This window comes from Clostridium cuniculi (genome assembly GCF_004353185.1).
GTDB classification, from domain to species: Bacteria; Bacillota; Clostridia; order Clostridiales; family Clostridiaceae; genus Clostridium; species Clostridium cuniculi.
Genome location: NZ_SMUS01000008.1, coordinates 99,820 through 124,827 on the forward strand (window position 1 = coordinate 99,820; position 25,008 = coordinate 124,827).

A 25,008-nucleotide genomic window follows, 5' to 3' on the forward strand; every position below is an offset into this window, starting at 1 on the left:
ATTGTGAATTTTGATTGTTATTTTCTTAGATTTTTTTTGGATTCTCTGTAATATTTTATTACTTTTAACTCCCTATTAGATATCATAGTAAATATTACATTTAAATATTTATGATTAAAATTAAAACATATGACTAATTTATTATGCACATAATAAGCTAGTATTATTAATTATCTATATGATTGGAGGAAAATTATGAGAGTAAGACTTGGATATGTAGCTATTTCTAAAAAACTTGGCAAAAAGGTTACTTCTTCCAGTACTGTAACTTTTTCAAATTATAATAAAATTACTCTTCCTGAAAAAAAATTAGAAAAACTAAGATCTGTAGCAGCTTCTAACTTAAGGGATTTAGAAACTTTAATTAGATATAATATAGATAATAATATTCATTTTTATAGAATTACTTCTGCTTTAATCCCCTTAGTTACTCACCCTGAAGTTGGATATTGGGGACATAGAGAGTTTTTAAAAAAGGATTTTGAATATGTTGGTAAACTAATAAATGATTCTAAAATGAGAGTTGATACTCATCCAGATGAATTTAATGTAATTAATAGTATTAATCCTAAAGTGGTTGAAAACACTAAGATAAATCTATTAAGACAGGCCGAATGGTTTGAAGATTTTAAATATGATTTAGGAAAAATGGTGATACATATTGGAGGTGCTACAAATGGAAAAAAAGCCGGTTTAGAAAGATTTATTACTAATTTTGCTACCTTTCCATATGAAGTAAAATCAAAAATTATTATTGAAAATGATGATAAAACATATACAGCACAAGAAACTCTAAATTTATGTAATGAATTAAATTTACCTATGGTTTTAGATGTTCATCATCATAATTGTAACAATAATGGTGAAAACATTTACGAATTAATCCCTAAAATATTTTTAACATGGAAAAAGGAAAAACTTCCTCCTAAACTTCATTTTTCCTCTCCTAGAGACGGTGAAAAGGATAGGAAACATTCTGATTTTATTAATGCAAATGATTTTATAACCTTTTTAGAAAATATTAAATCTTTTAATACCGATATTGACATAATGCTTGAATGCAAGGAAAAAGATTTAGCATTATTTAAACTGGCAGATGACATAAAAGTATTAAAACCCGAGTATAAATGGGTCGATAAAAGTACTTTTATTGTATAAATCTAAAAAAAGTGTACATAATACAATATGATGTAAAACATACTACAATATATTTTACACCATATTACAACTTTAGTTGTTTCGACAGATAGCATAAAAAAACTAGTAGCATCCTATTAATAGTTGCTACTAGTTTTATTTAAGTTAAACTTTAAAATAAAATTTATTTTTTCTTCTTTTATTTCATAAGATAACTCTCCATAATTCTCAGAAGCAAGCTCTTTGCATAAATATAATCCTAATCCTGAACTACTTACCTCCTTAGAAATATCTTTATAAGTATTATATTTTATAAATGGTTCTAATAGCTTGTCTTTTATATCTTCCGGAAAATTAGTGCATTTATTCATTATTGAAAAAACTATATTTCCCTCTTCCTTATATAAATTAATATCTATTCTTTTCCCAACATTATATTTTATAGCATTATCAATTAAATTAACTATTATTGATTCCATATCTTCTAAAACTGAATATATAGTTACTTCTTGCAATCTTTTATTTATTATATAGCCTTTACTTTCTATTCTTACTTGAAAATCTTCTATTATTTCTTCGATTAATTCTGTTAGTGAAAATTCATATTTATTCTTAGCTGATTTAATTTCTCCTTTTGATACATCAAGTATCTTTTCTACTAAAGTTTTCATCTTTTCACTTTCCATTATTATTCTACCACTAGCTCTATTTATAAAATCTTCATCTAATTCATTTAATTTATTCTCTTTAAATATTTGTGCATACAGTGATATGGCCGTAACTGGAGTTTTTAACTCATGTGTTGCATTATTAAAAAACTCTCTTGAAACCTTTTGTAGTTCTTCAATCTTTTCTTTTTCTTCAATTATTATTTGTATCTGATCTTTTATTTTGTTTTTCATTAAATTATAACTTTTTGAAAGTTCACCAATTTCATCATTGCTATTAATAATAATATCTTTTGAATTTATACTTTTTGATAAATCCTTCATTGATTCATTTAATTCATTTATTGGCTTAGTAACTTTATTTATAATTATTAAAATAACGATAATTATGGATAAAACTACAATAACTTGTCCCGCAATTACTATTGTTATAACATTTATATTTTTATTATATTTTTCACTACAATCCTTTTGTATAATTAAATTACAATAAAAATCATTATCTAAATAAATAGGATAATTATATGTTACACAATAAATATTATTTAATCTTTTAAATCTTATAATAGATTTTAAGTTTTTACTTTCACTTACTATATTATTTATTTCCTCTTCACTTATTACTACACTAACATATTCATTTATTTCTCCTTTATCATTTATCATAGAAACATATGAATTAGTTAATTCCTTAATACTATTTAAACTTTTCCACTTACTCTCTCCAATAAGCTCATTTTGATTAATAGTATTTATAGAAAAACTCTTTATATTTGTTATTTCTTTTATAATATCATTTCTTAATGTATTTTCTAAAAATAATGCAATAAAGATAGTAAATATTATATTTATTACTACTACTGAAATTATTGTTCCAAATAATAATTTACTCCTTAGTGTTTTAAACAATAAATCACCTCATCACATATCCTATACCATAAACTGTTTCAATTATAGAGTTATCTTTATCTTCTTTTAATCTATCTCTTAACCTTTTTATATGAACATCAACAGTTCTTGTGTCACCTTCATACTCATATCCCCAAACCTTTTGTAATAAATCTTCCCTTGAGTAAATAATCCCTCTATTTTCATATAAGAAATTTAACAAATCAAACTCCATTTTTCTCATAGGAACAAGTTGTCCATTTTTAAATACACATCTATCTTTACTAGAAATTCTTATTCCATTAATAGCCTTATTATTTTCTTCTATCTTATTAATTTCCTTTGAATTTCTTCTAAATATAACTTTAATTCTAACTAACACCTCTTTTATTTCAAAAGGCTTCACTATATAATCATCTGCTCCTAATTCTAAACCTACTATTTTATCAAATATCTCTCCTCTAGCTGTAAGCATAATTACATAAGTACTCTTAGATATTTCTTTACATATATTAAAACCATCCATATCTGGTAACATTAAATCTAATAGCACTAAATCTGGCTTAAAAATTTCTACTAACTCTAATGCTTCTTTTCCATTAAATGCACTTCTAACCTCATACCTCTCTTTTCTTAAAGCAAAGGTTAATCCATCATTTATTGAATACTCATCTTCTACTACTAATATCCTCTTTCTATCCATAGTTTACTCTCCACATATTATCTTATTTTAAATCTATAAAGGAATATTCTTTTTTCTTATAGCTTTCAAGTTCTCCATTAAATAATGTTTTACGAATAAATAATCTATTTCCTTCTTCATTAATTACCCCATAAACAGACATATAATCATATCCCTTTTTATCAAACTTATATATCAATTCAAGATTATTATCTTCATCTATTTCTGCTAAATAACTATCATCATTATATATTACAGATATTAAATTACTTTTTCCGAATACATCCATTATAAAAATTTCTTTATCTAATAATTGAACTTCTCCTGATTCCTTGTTATACATTGCATATATAATATTCTCCATAAAGTTATCTTCACTTAAATCATCCTTGTCTATTAATCTAAATATTAAACTATCTTTATAACTTTTTATATAGTAGCTAAAATCATTATATAATTCATAATCTTGAAAATTTAACTCTTTATAATTTTCTAATTTAATCTCATTATCTGTAATAATAATCTTTTTAACTTCATTATCAGACATTATAGCCATAATAGAACTTATATTTTCATCATAATACATATATAAAACAATACTACTTTCATCTTTATTTTTAGTTTTAACTTTCATTGTTTTTCCACTTTCCATTTCTATTATAAATAAAGTTTGTTCGATCAAATTATTACTATTCAAACTATCATTATATAAATTAAGAGTTAATGTAAAGTATTTATTATCTCCTAGAATATAATAATTCCAACTTAAATACTCACTAGACAATAGATTTAGATTATTTACTAACTCATTTAATCCTTCTATTTTTATAGTAATATCATTTAAATTATCTCTATAATAATACTCCTTTTCATCAATTGCTATATCTCTATTGTCATATTCTTTTGTAAGCCCACAATAATTCACACTGCTAACATTTCCAATATCGGTTAAAAATAATTTTGATTCATTATCAACATTATAATTTCCGTCTTTATCAATATAATATCCTTTTAAACCTATTATACTTCCGGGCTCATCCTCACTACTAATTGTTTGAGCACCATATACATTATCGTTAATAAATAAAGAAGGATAAATAAGCTGCTCTTCAATTTCAACAGGAGTCTCTACTACATTAAATGATTTTACTCCATCAATGCTCGTTACCCTCTCCTCCAATACAACACTTTCCTTACAAGCTATAAGACTTAAAGATAAAACTGTTACTAATATAATATTTATTATTTTTTTCATAAAACAAAACCCCCATATATTATTTTATTATATAATACATGGAAGTTTTTACATAGTATTGTTTAATTGTTACAAACTTCTTAACTTTTTTCTAATATCTTTTCTAATTCATGATAACACCTTAGTGTTTCTTCATTACTTTTATCATTGAAAAAAATATAGCTATTATCCTTTAACTTAATACTGATACAATTTTGATTTTCAAAATAAACATATAATTTACACTTTCCATAACCATTAATGCTGAAGTTACCAAGATTATATGTTGATGCACCTACCCCATTTGTTCGTATTCCAGAAGGCAGATTATCTAGCATTGCTACTTCTTCAATATCATCAATATCAAATTCTGTTCCATAAGTTGGCGCATTTATCTTAACAATATTATTATCTATATTTAAAGTAAACTTAGTATGATCAAATCTTATCATGCTTACTGTAGTCACTATAACAATTATTCCAGCGAATATTAAAAATCCATAATAAATCCTTCGCCCTTTTTTAGTTCCTAAATTATAAGTAATTCCATAGCCTGTCCTATCTTCAACTGTTACAGCTCTATCATTTGGATTATTATATACTCCTTTACTCCAAAACTCATCATTATCAGTATAAATAGGATTCTTACACGTATTTAATATTCTTCCTTGTTCTTCTCTTATTTTATTATTTATATAAAATATACCAATAAAAATAACTGTTGCTGGTATTACTATTGATAAAATAAATAATATTATACTATTATTATTATTTAAAAGAAGTAAAAACATAAATAACATACCAATACTTTGAATTGTAGCTGCAATTACAGCTCCTAACGTCCATGTTCTTTTAAATATAATATTATAAGCTATATTAGCATTTGAATCCTCACTAATTACCTCAGTCTTTTCTTTAGAATATATTTTATACATAATAAAGAAAATTATATTTCCTATTAATGCATTAGTTGATACAACACCTAAACTTATTCCATATTCCTTTATGCTATCAAGAACTAATATGATTGGAATTAATGAAATTACAAAACTTGGAATAAACCATAAAATTGATACAGGCATCTTATCTTTTAATCTAGTAACTTCTGTATCTATAGTAACTAATCTTTTACTTGGTAATAACCATTGATTTTCTCTTTTAAGCTCCATTAACCTTTTATTATATTTAACAAATAACCTTTTAGTAAAAACCTCAACTCCAATTACCCATAAAAAGAAGTATAATATTTGATTTGAATTAAACTTAAAGAAAAATGAGGGAATAAATGCAATAGCGAATATTATATATGCAATATTATTTTCCCTTTTAAAATCTTTTATTATATTTAATACTTTCTCATTTTTTAGTTCTAAGAAAGGAATAGTTACTCCAATAATAATATTTTTATTACCTTTAATAATATATTTACAATTAAAATACATTGATAGTATAACTACCACTGCTACACTGCCTCAAATAATATTAAAAATTCCCATCTTTACCCCTCATTACATGCTACATTTAAGCCATTCATATTTTTATAAATATCTTCACACATTTTCATAAATTCTTTATATTCAATTCCTTTTATACCTGATTCAGCAATTATAAGTTCTAGTTCACTTTCTAACTTTTCTTTAAACTCCTTACTAGTATCTATAGCTGGATTAACCTTAGCTCCATGTCTTCTATCTATTTCAATATATCCTTCATTTTTTAGTATTGTATATGCCTTATTAACAGTCATATTATTAACCCCTATATCTTCTGCCATTTGTCTAACTGTAGGAAGTCCTTCTCCTTTTTTTAACTCTCCTCTTCCAATTCCCATAACAATTTCATTTCTAAGTTGAACATAAATTGGAATATTACTTGTCATATCTAAATTAATAATCATTATTTTTCACCCTTTTGTATACTTTGTATTATATATTGTAATACATAGTATACAAATAAACAATATTAAATTGAAATTTTTATAAATAAAAAAGCAACATCAATTAGCCTTATAAACCAACTGATATTGCTTAATATTATTTTTTTAAAACTAATCCCTTACTTCTTATGCAAGTACATTCTCTTGCTTCTTCAGTATGCAAACATTGATATTTTATCTTTTTTGGTGCTTCTATTTCTACTGTCTTTTTATCTTTTAAGTCTTTTTTATCCATTTTTTATACTCCTTAAATATAAATATATTATAATTTTATCTTTACTTATATATTTTATATTATATAATAATTATTATCGTTTAATATGTATTATATAATACTTTTTTATTTAAGTACATATAATAAAATTAGTAAATTATAGACAAGGAGAAAACAAATGATAAGTTTAATCGGATTAATACTTTCTTTATCACTTATTATGTATTTAGCATATAAGGGCTATTCTACTATAATTACCGCTCCTATTGTAGGACTATTAACTCTCTTAATTTCACTTGGTCTTAATAGTCATTTAATGGCTAATTATACAGAAGTTTATATGAGTGGATTTGCTAACTTTGTAAAAAGCTATTTTCCTTTATTCTTAACTGGAGCTATTTTTGCAAAGTTAATAGATGAAGTGGGTTATGGTAAATCTATAGCATCATTTATTACAACAAAACTAGGAAAAGATAAAGCAATTCTTGCCATTGTTCTATCAGGAGCACTTTTAACATATGGAGGCGTCTCTTTATTTGTTGTTGCTTTTATATTATATCCATTGGCAAATATTTTGTTTAAAGAAGCAGATATACCTAAAAGACTTATACCAGGAACTATTGCTTTAGGTGCATTTACTTTTACAATGACAGCTATGCCAGGTTCACCTGAAATTCAAAATGTTATACCAATGAGCTATTTTGGTACAGATACATTTGCAGCACCATTAATAGGTATAACAGCAAGTATTATTATGTTTACTTTAGGTATGTTATGGCTTACAAGAAGAGCTAAAAAAGCAAAGGATAATGGAGAGGGATATGGTAATCATCCTAATACAAATAAAATTGATTCTAATGAAAAATTACCTAATATAATTGTATCTATTATACCTATTTTAATAATATTTATTACTAATTTTACACTTTCAAAATTTTATTATCCTAATATAGATGGAAATTATTTAAGTCAATATGGTGTTACATTAGATAAAGTTTCTGGAACATGGAGTGTAATAATAGCTATAGTAATTTCAATAATTTATATTATATTATTAAATTATAAGAAACTTAAAAATTTAAATAACACCCTTAGCGATGGAGTTAAAAATTCTTTTCTTCCTTTATTGAACTCTAGTGCAATAGTTGGCTATGGTAGTATAATTAAAGCATTGCCTATTTTTACATCAATACAAACTGGTATTATGAATATTTCTTCTAATCCAATTATTTCAGAAGCTATTTCTGTAAATATAATTTGCGGTCTTACAGCCTCTGCCTCTGGTGGATTAGGAATAACATTATCTGCCCTTGCTCCAACCTTTGTTGAAATGAGTCAAAAATTATCTATTTCCCCGGAAATACTACATAGAATTGCCTCTTTATCCTCAGGTGGATTAGATACATTGCCTCACAATGGAGCTGTTATAACAACCTTAGCTATTTGTGGATTAACTCATAAAGAAAGCTATAAAGATATATTTATAACATCTGTTGTTATACCTATTTTTACTACAATAATTATAGTAGCAATAGTTTCTATAAAGTTTGCTTTCTAATAAAAATATTAAATTATAATAAAAAAAATCTCTATTTATTAATAGATTTGCTTTATCAATAAATAGAGATTTTTTTTTATTATTTATCCTTTTACAGCTCCAGCTGCAACACCTTCTATAATATGTTTTTGACAAACTAAATAGAATATTACTATTGGTATAATAGCAAGAACTAAAACAGCCATCATAGCTCCCATATCAACAGCACCATATCCACCACGTAAATATTGTACTGCCATAGGTAATGTTTTATAATCTGAACCTAAAACTAAAGTTGGAAGCAAATAATCATTCCATATCCACATTACATTTAAAATAGCTACTGTAATAGCTATTGGTTTTAATAATGGCAATACTATTAAGAAAAAAGTTTGTATTGGATTGCATCCATCTATCATAGCCGCTTCTTCAATATCTATAGGAATTGACTTAACAAATCCACTAAACATAAATACAGATAGTCCAGCTCCAAACCCAAGATATATTATTATAATTCCAATAGGATTATCTAGACTTAACATATTTGCTATTTTACTCATTGTGAACATAACCATTTGAAATGGTACTATCATAGAAAACACAAATAAATAATATAAAAAGCTTGTAACTTTTGATTTTACTCTTGTAATATACCAAGCTGTCATTGATGTAAATAAAATAATTACAGCTGTTGAGCATATAGTTATAAATACAGATAGCCCAAAAGCAGAAATAAATCCTGTCTTATCTATACCATTTATATAGTTATCTAATCCAGAAAAAGTTGTTGCATTAGGTAAAGCAAAAGGGGTCCTACTTATATATAATTTACCTTTAAATGAATTGTATAATACTATAAATATAGGTGCTAAAAATAATACTGATAAAACTGTTAAAATAATATAAAGCAATATATTATTTTTCTTTTTAGGAGTATATTTTAATTCTGTATTGTTTTTAGTGTTTAATTTTGCTTCCATTAATTTTCAACCTCCTTCTTTCTAGTAATACTTAATTGAAGTAACATTATTACTGCAACTATTAAGAAGAATATTACTGCTTTCGCTTGTCCTACTCCTTCTGAACCAACTTTATTATAGAATGTCTTATATATATCTAAAGCAAGCATTGCTGTCTTTCCTCCAGGTGCTCCATCAGTTAATGCTAAGTTTTGATCAAATAATTTAAATGCATTTGACATAGTTAAGAAAAGACATATAGTTATTGATGGCATAACTAGTGGAATTGTAATTTTTCTCAAAGTCATCCATTTAGATGCTCCATCGATTTTAGCACTTTCTATTAATTCTCCAGGTATATTTTGAATACCTGCTATATATATAATCATCATGTATCCAATTTGTTGCCAGTTAAGCAATATGACTAATCCCCAAAATCCATACTTAGGATCATATGTTAAATTAACACCAAAATAATTAAGGATTCCATTTAAGATTATTAACCATATATAACCTAAAACTATTCCTCCAATTAAATTAGGCATAAAAAATACAGTTCTAAATATGTTTGTACCTTTTAATTTTCTAGTTAAAAGATATGCTAATGCAAATGCAAATACATTAACAGTTATAACTGATACAACAACAAATTTAGTGGTAAAAATTAAAGCATTAATAAATTCTGGACTTGAAAATGCCTTCTTATAATTATCTAGTCCCACAAATGTTGCATTAGTTACAGTAGTAAATTTAGTAAAAGATAAATAAATTCCCATTACAAATGGCACTAAAAACGCTATTATAAAAGCTATTAATGTAGGTAATGCAAATAGCCAAAAATATTTTTTCATACTCTTTTGCATATTCTATTCCCCCTATATAAAAAATTATATTGCTATTATGTTATCAATATTGTGCTTCTATGTTTATAGATTAATATATTTAATATTAAAGGCAGCACATATCTATATGCTACCTTCATTTAAATATTATTCAGCCTTTTCAGACTTCCAAGAATCCTTTACAGTTTGTACAACATAATCCCAATCTTGAGTACCTTGAACATATTCAAGTAAAGCACCAGCAAAAGTATCTTTAAAGTTTTGACTTGGGAATGCTTGGAATGTCCATTTAACTGTTTCTACATCTTCTTTTTCCATCCAATTAATAACTTCTTTTGATAATGGATCAGCAGGCTTTTCATCATCATTAAATGTATCAAATGGAGCAATAAATCCTAGATCACCTGTAACATAAGCTTTCCCTGTATCACTTGTAAATAGCCAATTTATAAAATCAATAGAAGCTTGTTGCTTTTCTTCTGAAACTTGACTATTAATAGCTAAATAGTTTTCAGTACCAATACAAAGCCCTTGATTTTCTTCACCATCCATACCTGTGTATATTGGCATAAACTTAATATTTTCTTCTTTAACAGTATTACCATCTATACCATTTATTTGTGACCAAGCCCAGTTACCATTTTGAACCATAGCACAATCACCTAAAGCAAATTCAGCCATTGCATCATCTACACTCTTATTTCCTAAAACACCTTTTTCTGAAACAGAATTATCAGTATATAAATCATATATATTTTTGAAGTTTTCGTTATATTTAAATTCAATTTCATTAGCGTCTAGTCCAGCTTGTAATGCGTCACCATCTCCACCTGCACTATCTTTAAATTCATAATATAATGGTATGTTTGCTAAATGTGTTTCCCATCTCCACGCATTACCAGAAGCCATTGAAGTTGATGCAAATACACCTTCAATTCCTAACTCATCTTTGTTAGCTTCCATGTCTTCTACAACTTCTTTTAATTTATCAAAGTTATTAATATCATCCATAGATTCAACATCTGTTGCTTTATTTTCTAGTGCAAAATATTTTTGCATTATTTCATCATTATATATAATTCCATATCCCTCAACGGCATAAGGTATACCATATACACCATCCCCACTTGTAACTGCTAAGCTTTTATCAAGTAAATGATCATAAAGTTCTGTATCTTTTAAATCTAAACAGTAATCTTTCCAAGACTCATATCCAACTGGGCCATTAATTTGGAATATTGTTGGAGCATCTTTCTTTGCTATTTCTGATTTTAATGTTTGTTCATAAGTACCACTTGCTGCAGTTTCAACTTTCACTTTTACTCCAGTTTCAGCTTCATAGTCTTCAGCAATCTTCTTATATACATCTGCAATTTCTGGTTTAAAATTTAAAAAATAAATTTCTGTTTCTGTACTTTTATTAGCAGAAGTACTTGTAGAATCATCACTATTTTCTTTACTTCCACATCCTACAAATGCACTGGCTACTAGTGTTGTTGCAAGAGCAATAGCTAATAGTTTTTTAATTTTCATAAATTCCCTCTCCCTTAAAATAAACTTTATTATATAAAATATTTATAAAAATATTTATATATCAAAAATTTTTGAAATAGTAATTGGAATCGTTTCCTATTTGCATAAACATTTTACAATTATTTCCTTTATAAAATAATTGTATATTATTTCCATATCAAATTCAATATAATTGTTTATTTTTATAATTTTTCTTATTTTGATAACATTTATATTTTAATTTGATATTTTTTTTGTTTTTTATTAATGAAATCGTTGACAAAGCTTATCTTATTATATATTTCATAAATAAAAAGAAGTAGCTTAATTTATTTTTACTACTTCTTACTTTAAATATCATTTATATAAAAAAATTAAAATCCCTAAATAACTATATATTTATTACTCTTGTTATATTAATATTTTCTTCAAATATCTTAGCTAACTCATCATACTGATTTAATTTATAAACTCTATAATCTAATAATTCTTTTTCTATAATATTTAAACCCTTAGTTTCTCTAATATCATTAATAAAATTTAATAAAAACTCTTTCTCATCAAATATCCCATGTAAATAAGTTCCTAAAACATTCTTCTCTTTATTATAAACACCTAGAGCTTCATTATTTTCACCTTTTATGAAAATTGTGCTTTCATCTTTAACATTTGTAACACCATTATGAATTTCATACCCTTTAACCTTAACTCCAATACATGATTTAAATATATTACAAGAATTTTTAATAATTCCATTAACTTGTTTTGTTCTTTTTTCCTCATTAAAAATAGTTTCTATATCAAGAAAATCAAATCCTTTTTCTGAAGTAACCTCCCCTTCAATACCTTTTAAATCATTTATACTTCTACCAAGCATTTGATATCCACCACAAATCCCAAGTATAATTGCCCCTTCTTTTTCTAAAGCTTTTATTTTATCAAAAATTCCATTTTCTTTTATAAACCTTAAATCATTTATAGTGTTCTTAGTTCCTGGTATTATTATTAAATCTGGTTTATTTATAGCTTCAGCATTATTTACATATCTTACAGTGACATCATTCAATCTTTCTAGATTATTAAAATCAGTAAAGTTTGACATGTGAGGTAATCTTATTATTACTATATCTAACCCTGTTATATCTTTATTTTTTATTCTTTCAGTTACACTATCCTCATCTTCTATATCTAATTCAAAGTAAGGTAATACTCCAAGAACTGGTACTTTTATAATATCTTCTAGCTGTTTCATTGCACCTTTAAAATACTCTACATTACCTCTAAATTTATTTATAATGATACCTTTTACTCTAGCTCTTTCATCATCACTTAAAAGCATTAAAGTACCTAATACTGATGCAAATACCCCACCTCTATCTATATCTGCAACTAATATTACATCTGCATCTGCTGCTTTTGCCATGGACATATTAGCTATATCAGTTTCTCTTAAATTAATTTCAGCACAACTGCCTGAGCCTTCTAATATCATAACTTCATAATCTTTTGAAAAATTATCAAAGGTATCTTTAACAATTTTTTTAAGTTCTTTATTTAACTCTTTATATTTATAAGCATCCATAGTGCAATGAACTTTTCCATTAACAATAACTTGTGTTTTATTATTACCACTAGGTTTTAATAATACAGGATTCATATATGCCATAGGCTTTAACTCACAAGCCTCTGCTTGTACAACTTGTGCTCTTCCCATCTCTAATCCATCTTCAGTTACATAAGAATTTAATGATATATTTAATGCTTTAAATGGTGCTACCTTAAAACCTTTATTTTTATAATATCTACATAATGCTGTTGCTACTGTACTTTTACCTACACCTGAAGCTGTTCCTAAAACCATTATCTTATTCATTTTCACTGTCCTTTACCTCTAAGAAACCATGGGTTTCATTTTTAATAATATTCAAGTGTTGAAATTTAATTGGATATTTAAATATTGGGCCATCATATACAAATGTGTGATACTCACCATTTTCTCCACAAGCATCTGATCCTGTTTCTTTTATATCTTTAACTACTTCTCTTGTTAAAACTTTTCCTAAGAAATCTTCTCCCATACATTCAAGCTTTACATTTTTTATTACTGTTTTAAAACCACTATCTATAAATTCATAAACTAACTCTTCTCTATTTTCTTGCCATAAAGGAAAATTTGCTTCTACTCCTGCTTCATTACATCTTGCAGTACACCATTCTCTATGTGGTTCTAAATCTATATCTCCAAATACACATGAATCAATTCCTAATCTATCTTTTGCCTTAATTAATGCTTCAGTGAATTTACTTTCATAATCATTACCCTTAGTTTCTACTAATATTAACGGTATATTTAATGATTTAGATACTTCTTTTATTAAATTTTCAGGAATTCCGTGAAACCAAGATCTATTTTCTTCTTTATTTACTTTTACAAGTAAAGCTGCTGGAGTATTCCCCTTCTTTATCATTCTATATAATGCTAAAGTACTATCTTTTCCGCAACTATATGACATTATAAACTTCTTCATAAGAATACCACCCCTTATTAATATTATAAATAACTACTTCCACTTTTCTAAAGCATCAATCATGAATCCTTTTACATCTACTCCATAAACTTCTTTCAATTTTTCTCCACTTAATACTTCTTTAGCAGTTCCTGAACTAATAATTTTACCATCATTCATCATTACTACTTTTTCACCAAAAGTTTGAACTAAGTTTAAGTCATGTAATACAGCAACAACAATTTTATTATTTTCTTTAGTCCATTTATTTAGATAATCTAATATTTCTATTTGACATTTTAAATCTAAGTGATTTGTAGGTTCATCTAAAAGAATTACATCTGGATCCTGTGCAAAGGCTCTAGCTAAATACACTCTTTGTAATTGTCCTCCTGATAATTCACTTATTAGTTTATCTTTAATGTCTATTAAACCTACATTAGCTATACTTTTAAGAATTATTTCATCATCTTCTTTATTTATTCTTGAAAATACGCCTTTTAAGTGCGCATATCTTCCTAAAGCTACTGTTTCATAAACTGTATATGGGAAATATATATTACTAGCTTGAGTCATTAATGCAACATTTTTTGCTAAATCTTTTCTATTTAATTTACTAATTTCCTTTGAATCAAGCTTCACACTTCCCTTATATTCTAATAAATTAGCAATTGATTTTAAAAGAGTACTCTTACCACAGCCATTAGGTCCAACTATACAAAGATTATTTCCACGCTCAACACTAAAGCTTACACCTTTAACAATTTCTTTATTGTCATATCCACATCTAACTTCCTTTATTTCTAGCATTAAAACATCTCCTACTTTGACTTTTTAAAATATATATAAGCAAAAAATGGTCCACCAATTAATGCTGTTATTGCTCCAACTGGTAATTCTGACGGTGCTACTATTGTTCTTGATATTAAATCAGTAATTATCATCATACAACCACCTAATACCACTGACATCGGTATAACATAAGCATGCTTCGATCCAAATATTTTCCTAACAACATGTGGAGCAATTAAATCTATAAACCCTATAGTTCCACTAAGAGCAACAGCACTTCCTGTAAGAACTGCTACAAATAAAAATAATCTTCTTTTAACTTTATTTGTATCTACTCCAATAGCTTTTGCTTCATCTTCTCCAAAAGTTAATACATCCATTTCTTTAAAATAAAAAGATACTCCTAGAATACCTATAATAAAAAATGGTAAACCTGCTTTTACATAACTCCACCCTTTCATAGAAAATGACCCCATTGACCACATAGTTATACTTTGCATTTTATCTGAAGCCAAGGCTGAAATAGTAGTTAATGTAGCACTAAAAAATAGTGATAATACCATACCTGCTAATATTATTGTTGTATTAGAAAATCCCTTATCAACCTTTTCTGAAAACTTCAATACTATTATCATAGTAACTAAACTGCAAGCAAATCCAACTATTGGCAGAGTTAATCTTCCTAAGAATGGAACTGATACTCCTGTTACAATAATAATTCCTACACCTAATGACGCCCCAGATGATAATCCTAATGTATATGGTGATGCTAATTGATTTTTCAAAACCGATTGTACTATAGCACCACTAGCTGCAAGAGATCCACCCACCATAAATGCAAGCAAAACTCTAGGTAATCTTAAATTCCATATAATAGTCACTTGCTTTGGGTCAATTCCATCTAGTAATGGGACACTAAAAAACTTATTAGCTAAAATAGAAAAAGTATCAAATATGCTAATATTGGAACTCCCACTGGAAGTTCCAATACATATAGCTAATAATACCAATGGAATTGATAATATTAATAATATTTTATTTTTAGAAGTCTTTATATTCATCTGGATAAACAGCCTTAGCCATTTCTTTTAATGCTTTTATTATATTTTGTGATGCTCTTGAAGAAGAGTTTTTATCAATTTGATATACATCACCATTTTTCACAGCAGTTATTGTGTCCCAACCTTCTCTACTTTCTATATCTTCAACAGCAGTTAAACCAGCTTCATTTGTTCCTGGAGAATTTGCTAAAATAACATCTGGATTAGCATCTATAACAGCTTCTGGTGTTACTGTTATCCATGAATTTTCTTCACCAAATACATTAGTTGCTCCAATAGTTTCTATCATTTCATTTAAGAATGTTTCATTTCCAAATGTATAAAGCCCTGAACCTGCTCCAATCTCAAAATAAACATTCTTCTTATCTGTTATAGTATCACCTATAGCTTTTATAGCTTCTACTTCTTCTTTCATTGAGTTTATTAACTCTTCTCCTTCTTTTTCTGTTCCAGTTAAGTTTGCAATAAACTCAATATCTCCATATATTCCATCAATACTATAACTACTTGGAATATATACAACGGTAATTCCAGCTTCTTTTATTAAAGCAAATGGATCTTCATCTCCAACTTTATTATGTCCTGATGCAATAACAATATCAGGATTTAAAGCTATAATAGCTTCTGCATCTGGATTTCTAAAGTCTATTTTAGGTAAATCCTCACTTATACCTTCAACATCAGCTGAGTATTTATCTACTGCTACTAATTTATCAGCTAAGCCTAAAGCTACTAATACTTCAGTATTAGATGGTGCAGTAGATATTATAGTATTTACTTCCTTAGGAACATTAAATTCATTTCCTTCTCTATCTTGCATTGTTGTAGGTTTGCTTGAACATCCTACAAAGATCATCATAGCCATTACAAAAGTAGCTACTAACGATAAAACCTTTTTCATTATAATTCCTCCTAAATTTCCATCTTAGAGTGGTGTTAATTTAGTTAGTAGTATAAAATTTAAATTTATATTTTTCTTTATACTAGATCATTTAACAAATTGTATATCTAACTAAAAAAGAGCGCTTCATTTATGAGAGCGCTCTAAAATACATAATAATTTTTGATAATTTTCTAATTAATATCTCTTTTAAAATATATGCTCAGAAAATAAACTTAACATCTTAGCTTGTTAAGATAAATTCCAAATATTTAAAATTCATATAAGTAAAGTACATTAACCCCATTATCTATTATTCGTATCTATTATCTCACCCTCAGAAGATAATATTTTCATCATAGTAGGCAGGTCTCCCGGCTTAACTTCATCCTACTTTCCATACCTTCCCGCAATCATTATGCAGTGGCAAATTAAATGAATTTCGTCAGTTTTACGGTTACTGGGGTAGCTTAGGATTTTAACCTAATTCCCTATTAAGATTATAAACACCTATTATGGTTTAAATTCATACTGATTATATATTCCTGTATTTTATTTGTCAAATAAAATATTTTTTATTTCACTAATTAATTTATTATTTTCTTCTCTAGTTCTAACAGCTACTCTATAGAAGCTATTGCTTAATCCAATATAATTATCACAACTTCTAATTAATATTCTTCGTTTTATAAGCTCACTTTTTAAATCTAAATCTATTAATAATTTAAACATTATAAAATTTACACTTGGCTCAAAAACCTTTAAACTATCAATTTCTTTTAAAGCACTATATAAATATTCTTTCTCATTTTTTACATATACTATACTTTTATCAATATAATCTTTTTCTTTTAACCCTTGAATAATTGCCTCTGAAGCTATTACATTAACACTCCAAGGTACTATAACTTTATTAATTTCATTTATTATTTCATTGTTTGAGCATAGTCCATATCCTATTCTTGCTCCAGGAATGGCAAAAAATTTAGTCAATGATTTTACAATTATAAGATTTTTATAATCTATTAGTAAATCATTACTTAAATACAGTTCATTTGGTTTTACAAAATCTAAAAAAGATTCATCTATAACTACTGTTGTATTGGTAATTAATGCTTTATTTAGTACTTTTCTTATAAATTCTTTTTTAGTTAGACAACCTGTTGGATTGTTAGGATTACAAATAAAGATTATATCTATATCATCTTTTATTTTATTAAGAAATTCATCGTCTAAATTAAAATCATTAGATTCTTTTAGTTTGTAATATTCTATTTCACCATTAACACTTATAATTGCTTCTTCATACTCTGAAAAAGTTGGTGCTGGCAATAATGCCTTTCGTGGCTTTAAAGCTCGTGCAATATTAAATATTACTTCTGCTGCACCATTCCCCAATGTAATATTACTTATATCCAATTTTTCAAATTCTCCAATAGAATTTTTTAAATCAAAATAAGTTATATCTGGATATTTAACTACTTTATCAATTGCATTTATCATAGCAACTTTAACATTTTCATTTAATCCTACAGGATTTATATTAGCTGAAAAGTCTAATATTTCTTTCGAATTCAAGTTATATTTTCTTGCAATTTCCTCAGTATTTCCACCATGTACCGCCAAAATATTCCCTCCTAAAAATATATACTAATCGTAATTCTAAATTCCATTATGCTTCAGTTATATAATCATATTTATAATCCAATTAATAATTAACGCCATACAACATCCTAAAATAGCACTACAATATAATATATTATTTGTTTTGTTTACTTTATCAACATCTATTTTTTCTATATTATCACCTATAGTTGGCTTCTCTACAAGCTTTCCAAAATAATAGTTTGCACCACCTAATTGAACATTTAATGCTCCTGCTACTGCTGCTTCCGGATGAGCACTATTAGGACTACTATGATTATTTTTATCTCTTTTATAAATTTTAAAACTATTTTTGTAATCTAAACCTAAAACAAAAGATACTATAACTATGAAGTATCCACTTAATCTTGCTGGAATATAATTAAATACATCATCTAACTTTGCTGGAAAATATCCAAATTCAATATATTTATCATTTTTATATCCAAACATTGAATCCATTGTATTTACAGCTTTATATAAGAAAGCTAATGGAGCTCCCCCAATACCAACATAAAAAAGTGGAGCAATAACTCCATCAGACATATTTTCAGCTACTGTTTCTACAACAGCTTTTAATATGGCCTCTTTATTTAAATTTTTAGTATCTCTTCCAACTATATATGATAACTGCTTTCTCGCTCCCTCAATATCATCTTGTATTACATATTTAACAACTTTTAAGCCTTCAACTTTAAGAGCCTTTGTTGATATACAAAAATATATCATTATAGCTGATAGTATTACTCCTAAAACATTATTAATTGCATAGGCCCCTTTTAATAAAAAATAATTAAATAAAAACACAATTAATACTACAGTTATCCAAGTTAATAACCCTGCTATTTTTAACGATTTTTTTAATACTTTTCTAAAAAACTTTTCCATTACTTTGCATAAAGATCCTATTATCCTAATTGGATGAATTGGATTTTGTGGATCTCCAATTATTAAATCTAATAAAAAACCTAATATTGTTTCTATCATTGTTCTAACCTTTCTCTAATTAAATATTATCTATCTTTATAATTTTAAATCCTTTATCCTTTTTCTCTAATGTTAAAGTATATCCTCTTCCACATGATGGCTGATGTTCATAAAAACTCTTACTATTATCATAAAAAATTTCTAATATAGTACCTATTGTTCCTCCATGACAAACTAAAACTGCTGTACTTATACTTTCTTTATAACACTTTTCTACAAGTCTACTAAAAGCTTCTTTTATTCTTTCACTATATTGAATTTTACTTTCTCCATTAGGGCATGATACTTGTCCATCTTTATCAGTAATCCAATTAATATATTCTTTATTTTCTTTTAACATTTCATAGCTTTTCATTTCAAAATCACCAAAGTCATATTCCCAAAATTCATTAATTTCTCTATATGACTTTTTAGGATATAAAATTTCTAATGTCTCATTTGCTCTTTTTGCTCCACTAGAAAAAAAATTATTACATTCTGGATACTTTATTGAACTTTTAATATCATTTAACTCATTTATTCCATTTTCACTTAAATTTATATCACTCTTTCCACAATAAAGATGCTTTTCATTTGCTTCTGTTTTACCATGCCTTATTAAAGATAACATTAATTTATTCATAATTTTATTTTCTCCTTATATTTATCTTCTACGAGAATATCACTTTTAAAGATTTTATACAACTTAACTTTAAAAAAAGAAAAACCAACAAATAATATTGTTGATTAAACATAGTTTTATAAACTTATATATTAATCTTTAATTATTGTTGGTATACCACAAAATACTCTATATACACAAGAAGCTTCTTTTGATAAGTACTGAAGACATCTTCCTGTTTCCTCTCTCCACATTCTTTCTTCTTTTTTTAAAGGAACTATTCCACTTGAAATTTCATCAGAAATTATTATTTTATCTTTAAATAGATTTATATTTTCTTTTATATACTGAAGTGAACTTATATCTTTTAATATATTGTTATATGTAAATTTATGAAGTCCACAAATAACTTTTTTAGAAAAATCAATTTCATTTACACCACAATAAAATATATCATCTTCATTAACGTTGAACTTCTCTTTAACAAAATCTAGCTTCCCATTATATGCTCCACCAAAAACTAAAACCATAATTTTCTCCTTAAAATTAAACTTATGATATTTATATTTATTAAATTTATATAACTTAATAATTATATAAAACTTAAAATTAAAATCCCAATGGTTTCTGCAATAACAAGTCCATATCCAGCACTGTCTCCTGACATTCCCCCAAATTCTTTAACTGCATTATTAACAAAAAAAGTACTTACTAAAATCATTGCTAAACTCAATATTAATCCACATATTCCAAAAATAAATATTGAAATTATACTTGATATTATCAAAGATGATAACAATATAAATCTATCTATTTTTCCTGTTCCTTGTTTAAAAAATGCTCCTAATGAACTTCTCTTCATAGATTCCTTTGATAATAATAAATACCCCATTAAACTTCTTGAAATAATAGATATTAAAATTAATCCAATAGCACTAGTATTAATATTATTAATAGAGTTATCTTGAATACTATTACTTATTACAGTATAAAGCCCTGAAAAATTTACTACAAATAACATTACTACAGATATAACTGCAAAAGCTCCAGTATGAGGATCCTTTAATATTCTTAACTTTTCCTCTTTATCCCTTCTAGATAATAGAGCATCACACACATCCATATACCCATCTAAATGAAGCATTCCAGTTAATATAAATGGTGTTATTAAAGTAATTGCAGTTGTTACCATTATACTTGCCCCTAATAAATTAAGTAATCTAAAAACTCCATACCAAATCAGACCTACAATTAAGCCTATTACAGGATAAAATTTCATGATATTTTTTCCACCTTCATCATCCCACTCATATCTAGGTAATGGAATAACAGTAAACATACTTATTGCCATTAAAAATCCCTTAAAATATTTTTTCATTTCTCCTCCTTACAATATATGGGTCCGCCTCCGGGGTCAATCCAAATTTTGGATTAACCCCGGAGGCGCTCCCATTATCTGGTTCTATCTTTATGATAAATTATATTTCCATAAGAACACTCAACTACAATATCAGCCAATTTCGCCAGCTTTCTATTTATGATTCCTATTTCTTTTCTAAAGCTTTCTGTATAGCAATCATATTGAATACTATCACTAAATAAATAATCTGATACTATAACTACATCACCTGCTGCATCAATAATTTCTAATATTCCAGATAAGATATCCTCACTGACTTCTTTAAAAAAATCCTTTCCTTGAAACATATAATTTGTTACAAGAGATGTCACGCTATCTACTAAAACAATATCATTTTTTTGTACTAATTTAGAAACCTTCCCCATATCTATCGTTTCTTCTATTGTATTAAATCCATACCCTTCTCTTTCTTTTAAATGATTTTCTATTCTTTTTAAATCTTCTAAATCATATGGATTCATGGTTGCAACATAATATAGTTTTCCACTTTTCTTTTTAAAAGAATTATCTAAACTCCTATGTAAACTCATATCTAAGCTTTTATCTAAATCTTCTTTTAAATCTATTTTAAAAGATTCATTTAAAGACTTAGCTAAATCTTGTGCAAACATTGATTTTCCACTTTTAGCTCCACCAACTACTAAAGCAATCATATTAACTCCTAAACTATATAGTTTTCTTCTCCTCTAACATCATCTAAATAATCATCATTTATTTCTGCTTCATCAAAAGTAGCCATATTATTCATCATTGCTAAACTAAATTCAACTATAGAAAAGGCTATTGGACACCCGCTACCTTCCCCTAATCTCATATCCAAATTAACCATAGGTTCTATATTTAGTCCTTTCATTGCAATATTGTAACCAATCTCTTTAGAGCAATGTGACGGTATTAAATACTCTCTTACTAATGGATTTATCCTTACTGCTGCTAATGCTGAAACTGCTGAAATAAATCCATCTATAACTATTGGTAGTTTATAATAAGCTGCTCCTAAAAATACTCCAACCATTCCTGCTATGTCAAATCCACCAACCTTAGCAATTACATCAATAGGATCATTTTCATTTGGTTTATTAACTCTAATTGCTTCTGATACTACCCACTTTTTCTTTTCAAATGCATCTTTAGTTATTCCTGCCCCTTTTCCAACAGCCTCTTCAATAGCACAACCTGTTAAACTTACAAGAACTGAACTACTTGTTGTTGTATTTCCAATTCCCATCTCACCAACACCTAATATATTATAGCCTTCCTCATAAGCCTTTTTAACCATTTCTATTCCTATACCTATTGCCTTTATACATTCATCATAGCTCATAGCTTGTCCTTTAACTATATTATAGGTTCCTTTTCTTATTTTTCTATCTATGGCCCCCGGTATTTTTCTATCAGTATTTACTCCAATATCTACTACCTTTAAATCACAATTATTTTCTTTAGCAAGTACAGCTACTCCTGTTAATCCCCTTGAAAAATTAATTGTTTGTGCTAATGTTACACTTTGAGGAGCTGAAGCAACTCCCTCTTCTACTACCCCATTATCTGATGACATTATAATAATACATTTTTTATTTATAGAATTTTTTATCTTCCCTGTAATTCCTGCAAACTTTATTGCTATATCTTCTAATTTTCCTAGACTTCCTAATGGTTTTGCTAATGAATCAACTCTTATTTTAGCTTCCTCCATAGCTTGTTTATTTAAATCAGTTATATTATCAATGATATATTTTAATTCTAATTTTTCATCTTCCATGATTTCACCCCAATTATTTATTTGAAATACCTTCTTTTTTTGTTATAATACTTTATTATTTATTTAAATGTCAACAATAGATATATTTAATCACTTTTTCATTTAGGAGAACAATATGAACGCTACTTTAATAAATTTTCTTAAAACTGAACTTAAATGGAATATAATAAATCTCTCTTCTATAGAAAGAATAGGTGGCCTTAGTAGTGAAAACTATAAAGTTACTTATAAAAATAAAAGTTATTTTGTTAAGATATGTACTCACAACTATCTCCACACTGATAGAAAAAATGAATTATCAATCATAAGTAAAGCAGAAGAAATAAATTTAGCTCCTGACCTATATTATTTTTCTATTGAAACTGGAAATATGGTGAGCAATTGGATTCATGGAAACATGCCATCCTTAACAGATTTTTCTTCACCTAAATTTTTACACAATCTTTCGAATTCCTTAAAAAGTCTTCACAGTTTACAATGTGAAAAATACTTTAATCCCTTTGAGCATATAAGAAAGAGAATAGCTATATGTAAAAACTTAAATCTTAATTTACCAGAATCTATAGATATGCTTCTAAACCATTTAACTCAACTAGAAATTAAGCTTAATAAAGATCCTTTAATTGGACTTTGTCATAATGATTTAAATGCTTCAAATATTATTTTAAATAATGATAATTTATATTTTGTAGATTATGAATACTCTTCCATAGGAGATATATTTTTTGACTTAGCAACTATATCTTGGTTTTTTACTGAAGATTCTCGAAAAAAATTATTAACTCTATATTTTGGAGAATTTAAAAATGAATATTATCAAAAACTTTTAGACTATCTTTTTGTAGTTAAATTTTACAATGCAACTTGGTCATTACTTAAATCTTCAGATTCTAACTCTGACTATGATTATTTAGCTGGATCTAAAATGATATTTAAAGAATTACTTAACCATAATTCTATACGAAACTTTTAACTAAATTGTTCGTTACGTGGAAACGAAAAAATGAAATATTTATTTTCCAGTAACCGTGAAATTTTCACCTAGAATTTATATAATTGATTCCGTAAAGTTTGCTAAAGTTTTTAAACTCGCTATTCGCTCAAACAGTAAAAACTTCTTTACGCAACTTTACTCCATCAATTATTAAATTCTACGGCTTAATTTCAATGGTCCTTCCAAATTAATATTTCATTTTTTCTTTTTTTCACGTAACTACCTGTACATAACACCTTACAGTTAATGTCTTTTGCTACATTTTATATGACAAGTTGTTAACTAAAAGTATTTTAACCTGGATAAAATAAGATTCTTTAAATTAAAAGATAATTAGCCTATTAAAATAATTTATAGCACAGAATATTAACTTTATAGGCAATTCACCTTTAAATTGCAGAACTAAACTTTAAAGCTAGTGATAGAGAAAAATTAATGATATAACCGGAAGAAAGTATTATATAATAAGCTTTAGAATTTAATTATTATTGTAATAAAATTAGCGTTAAGTGAAGCTCTAAATCTTGATTTAGTTAGCTGAACTTACTCCTTCGAACGCTAGTGAGAAGTGAGTTTCATTTAAAAGGAAGCACCTTCTCCTAACGTCGAATGTGTAAGTTCGATTAACAAAATTAAAATTTTGAATCTCACTTAAGGTAAGCGATAGCGAACTTCGAAGCTTTAGCTAATTTTATGGAAATAATAATATAAATTCTTAGCGAAATTATATGACTTAATGGAGGTTATATCA

The 25,008-nt window shown here is 26.5% G+C and carries 24 protein-coding genes and 1 riboswitch; of the genes, 3 read left to right on the plus strand and 21 right to left on the minus strand.

All coding sequences use genetic code 11. From position 1 onward, the window contains the following. Window positions 1–195 precede the first annotated feature (195 nt). Window positions 196–1,158 carry a UV DNA damage repair endonuclease UvsE gene (uvsE, locus tag EJJ37_RS05680; RefSeq protein ID WP_133014628.1) on the plus strand — a complete coding sequence of 321 codons (963 nt, stop codon included), beginning with the start codon at window positions 196–198 and terminating at the stop codon, window positions 1,156–1,158. Window positions 1,159–1,274: 116 nt separating this feature from the next. Here uvsE and EJJ37_RS05685 read toward each other — a convergent pair whose 3' ends face one another. From EJJ37_RS05685 to EJJ37_RS20075, 6 genes are all read right to left on the minus strand, one after another. Then, window positions 1,275–2,714, minus strand: coding sequence for a sensor histidine kinase (locus tag EJJ37_RS05685; protein ID WP_133014629.1), 1,440 nt, complete (start codon window positions 2,712–2,714; stop codon window positions 1,275–1,277). 4 nt (window positions 2,715–2,718) lie between these two features. Continuing rightward, complete coding sequence (locus EJJ37_RS05690; protein WP_133014630.1) at window positions 2,719–3,396, minus strand: response regulator transcription factor; 678 nt, start codon at window positions 3,394–3,396, stop codon at window positions 2,719–2,721. Between the two features lie 22 nt (window positions 3,397–3,418). Further along, window positions 3,419–4,630 (minus strand): hypothetical protein, encoded by a 1,212-nt coding sequence (locus tag EJJ37_RS05695; RefSeq protein ID WP_133014631.1) that lies wholly within the window; start codon window positions 4,628–4,630, stop codon window positions 3,419–3,421. 80 nt (window positions 4,631–4,710) lie between these two features. Continuing rightward, a complete protein-coding gene (locus tag EJJ37_RS05700; protein ID WP_133014632.1) occupies window positions 4,711–6,069 on the minus strand; it encodes a PH domain-containing protein in 1,359 nt (452 codons plus the stop codon). 38 nt (window positions 6,070–6,107) lie between these two features. Beyond that, window positions 6,108–6,506, minus strand: a complete 399-nt coding sequence (locus tag EJJ37_RS05705; RefSeq protein ID WP_133014633.1) for a GntR family transcriptional regulator — start codon at window positions 6,504–6,506, stop codon at window positions 6,108–6,110. 136 nt (window positions 6,507–6,642) lie between these two features. Further along, the gene (locus tag EJJ37_RS20075; RefSeq protein WP_166484670.1) at window positions 6,643–6,780 is read right to left on the minus strand and encodes a hypothetical protein; all 138 of its coding nucleotides are present in this window, start codon (window positions 6,778–6,780) and stop codon (window positions 6,643–6,645) included. A gap of 157 nt (window positions 6,781–6,937) precedes the next feature. On the opposite strand from EJJ37_RS20075, the gene EJJ37_RS05710 reads away from it, so the two are divergent. After that, window positions 6,938–8,317: a GntP family permease gene (locus EJJ37_RS05710; RefSeq protein WP_133014634.1), complete on the plus strand. Its 1,380-nt coding sequence runs from the start codon at window positions 6,938–6,940 to the stop codon at window positions 8,315–8,317. Window positions 8,318–8,400: 83 nt separating this feature from the next. Here EJJ37_RS05710 and EJJ37_RS05715 read toward each other — a convergent pair whose 3' ends face one another. The 15 genes from EJJ37_RS05715 to cobT all read right to left on the minus strand — a co-directional run bounded on the left by EJJ37_RS05715 (window position 8,401) and on the right by cobT (window position 23,263). Then, window positions 8,401–9,276 carry a carbohydrate ABC transporter permease gene (locus tag EJJ37_RS05715; RefSeq protein WP_133014635.1) on the minus strand — a complete coding sequence of 292 codons (876 nt, stop codon included), beginning with the start codon at window positions 9,274–9,276 and terminating at the stop codon, window positions 8,401–8,403. Continuing rightward, on the minus strand, window positions 9,276–10,118 hold the full coding sequence (locus tag EJJ37_RS05720) for a carbohydrate ABC transporter permease (protein WP_133014636.1): 843 nt from the start codon (window positions 10,116–10,118) through the stop codon (window positions 9,276–9,278). Before EJJ37_RS05720 ends, EJJ37_RS05715 begins: the two co-directional genes overlap by 1 nt. 126 nt (window positions 10,119–10,244) lie before the next feature. Continuing rightward, window positions 10,245–11,630, minus strand: a complete 1,386-nt coding sequence (locus tag EJJ37_RS05725) for an ABC transporter substrate-binding protein (protein ID WP_133014637.1) — start codon at window positions 11,628–11,630, stop codon at window positions 10,245–10,247. Between the two features lie 370 nt (window positions 11,631–12,000). Further along, window positions 12,001–13,488, minus strand: coding sequence for a cobyric acid synthase (locus EJJ37_RS05730; protein ID WP_133014638.1), 1,488 nt, complete (start codon window positions 13,486–13,488; stop codon window positions 12,001–12,003). After that, entirely contained in the window at window positions 13,475–14,137 is a 663-nt protein-coding gene (locus tag EJJ37_RS05735; RefSeq protein ID WP_133014639.1) for a Dph6-related ATP pyrophosphatase, read from the minus strand. Before EJJ37_RS05735 ends, EJJ37_RS05730 begins: the two co-directional genes overlap by 14 nt. Before the next feature lie 33 nt (window positions 14,138–14,170). Continuing rightward, the gene (locus tag EJJ37_RS05740; protein ID WP_133014640.1) at window positions 14,171–14,926 is read right to left on the minus strand and encodes an ABC transporter ATP-binding protein; all 756 of its coding nucleotides are present in this window, start codon (window positions 14,924–14,926) and stop codon (window positions 14,171–14,173) included. An 11-nt stretch (window positions 14,927–14,937) separates the two neighbouring features. Continuing rightward, window positions 14,938–15,969 (minus strand): FecCD family ABC transporter permease, encoded by a 1,032-nt coding sequence (locus EJJ37_RS05745; RefSeq protein WP_133014641.1) that lies wholly within the window; start codon window positions 15,967–15,969, stop codon window positions 14,938–14,940. Continuing rightward, window positions 15,950–16,870, minus strand: coding sequence for an ABC transporter substrate-binding protein (locus EJJ37_RS05750; protein WP_133014642.1), 921 nt, complete (start codon window positions 16,868–16,870; stop codon window positions 15,950–15,952). Before EJJ37_RS05750 ends, EJJ37_RS05745 begins: the two co-directional genes overlap by 20 nt. Window positions 16,871–17,196: 326 nt before the next feature. Beyond that, window positions 17,197–17,378, minus strand: a riboswitch (cobalamin riboswitch). A 23-nt stretch (window positions 17,379–17,401) separates the two neighbouring features. Continuing rightward, window positions 17,402–18,475 carry a threonine-phosphate decarboxylase CobD gene (gene cobD / locus EJJ37_RS05755; RefSeq protein WP_420808522.1) on the minus strand — a complete coding sequence of 358 codons (1,074 nt, stop codon included), beginning with the start codon at window positions 18,473–18,475 and terminating at the stop codon, window positions 17,402–17,404. Window positions 18,476–18,532: 57 nt separating this feature from the next. Beyond that, on the minus strand, window positions 18,533–19,480 hold the full coding sequence (cbiB, locus tag EJJ37_RS05760) for an adenosylcobinamide-phosphate synthase CbiB (protein ID WP_133014644.1): 948 nt from the start codon (window positions 19,478–19,480) through the stop codon (window positions 18,533–18,535). A gap of 19 nt (window positions 19,481–19,499) precedes the next feature. Next, window positions 19,500–20,102 (minus strand): histidine phosphatase family protein, encoded by a 603-nt coding sequence (locus EJJ37_RS05765; protein ID WP_133014645.1) that lies wholly within the window; start codon window positions 20,100–20,102, stop codon window positions 19,500–19,502. Window positions 20,103–20,233: 131 nt separating this feature from the next. Next, window positions 20,234–20,611, minus strand: a complete 378-nt coding sequence (locus tag EJJ37_RS05770; RefSeq protein ID WP_133014646.1) for a bifunctional adenosylcobinamide kinase/adenosylcobinamide-phosphate guanylyltransferase — start codon at window positions 20,609–20,611, stop codon at window positions 20,234–20,236. 62 nt (window positions 20,612–20,673) lie between these two features. Beyond that, window positions 20,674–21,459, minus strand: coding sequence for an adenosylcobinamide-GDP ribazoletransferase (locus tag EJJ37_RS05775; protein WP_133014647.1), 786 nt, complete (start codon window positions 21,457–21,459; stop codon window positions 20,674–20,676). A 74-nt stretch (window positions 21,460–21,533) separates the two neighbouring features. Continuing rightward, complete coding sequence (locus tag EJJ37_RS05780) at window positions 21,534–22,154, minus strand: bifunctional adenosylcobinamide kinase/adenosylcobinamide-phosphate guanylyltransferase (protein ID WP_133014648.1); 621 nt, start codon at window positions 22,152–22,154, stop codon at window positions 21,534–21,536. Between the two features lie 8 nt (window positions 22,155–22,162). Continuing rightward, the gene (gene cobT, locus EJJ37_RS05785; protein WP_133014649.1) at window positions 22,163–23,263 is read right to left on the minus strand and encodes a nicotinate-nucleotide--dimethylbenzimidazole phosphoribosyltransferase; all 1,101 of its coding nucleotides are present in this window, start codon (window positions 23,261–23,263) and stop codon (window positions 22,163–22,165) included. Between the two features lie 115 nt (window positions 23,264–23,378). Here cobT and EJJ37_RS05790 point away from each other — a divergent pair, with 115 nt between their 5' ends. Beyond that, window positions 23,379–24,236, plus strand: coding sequence for a choline kinase family protein (locus tag EJJ37_RS05790; RefSeq protein WP_133014650.1), 858 nt, complete (start codon window positions 23,379–23,381; stop codon window positions 24,234–24,236). Window positions 24,237–25,008 lie beyond the last annotated feature (772 nt).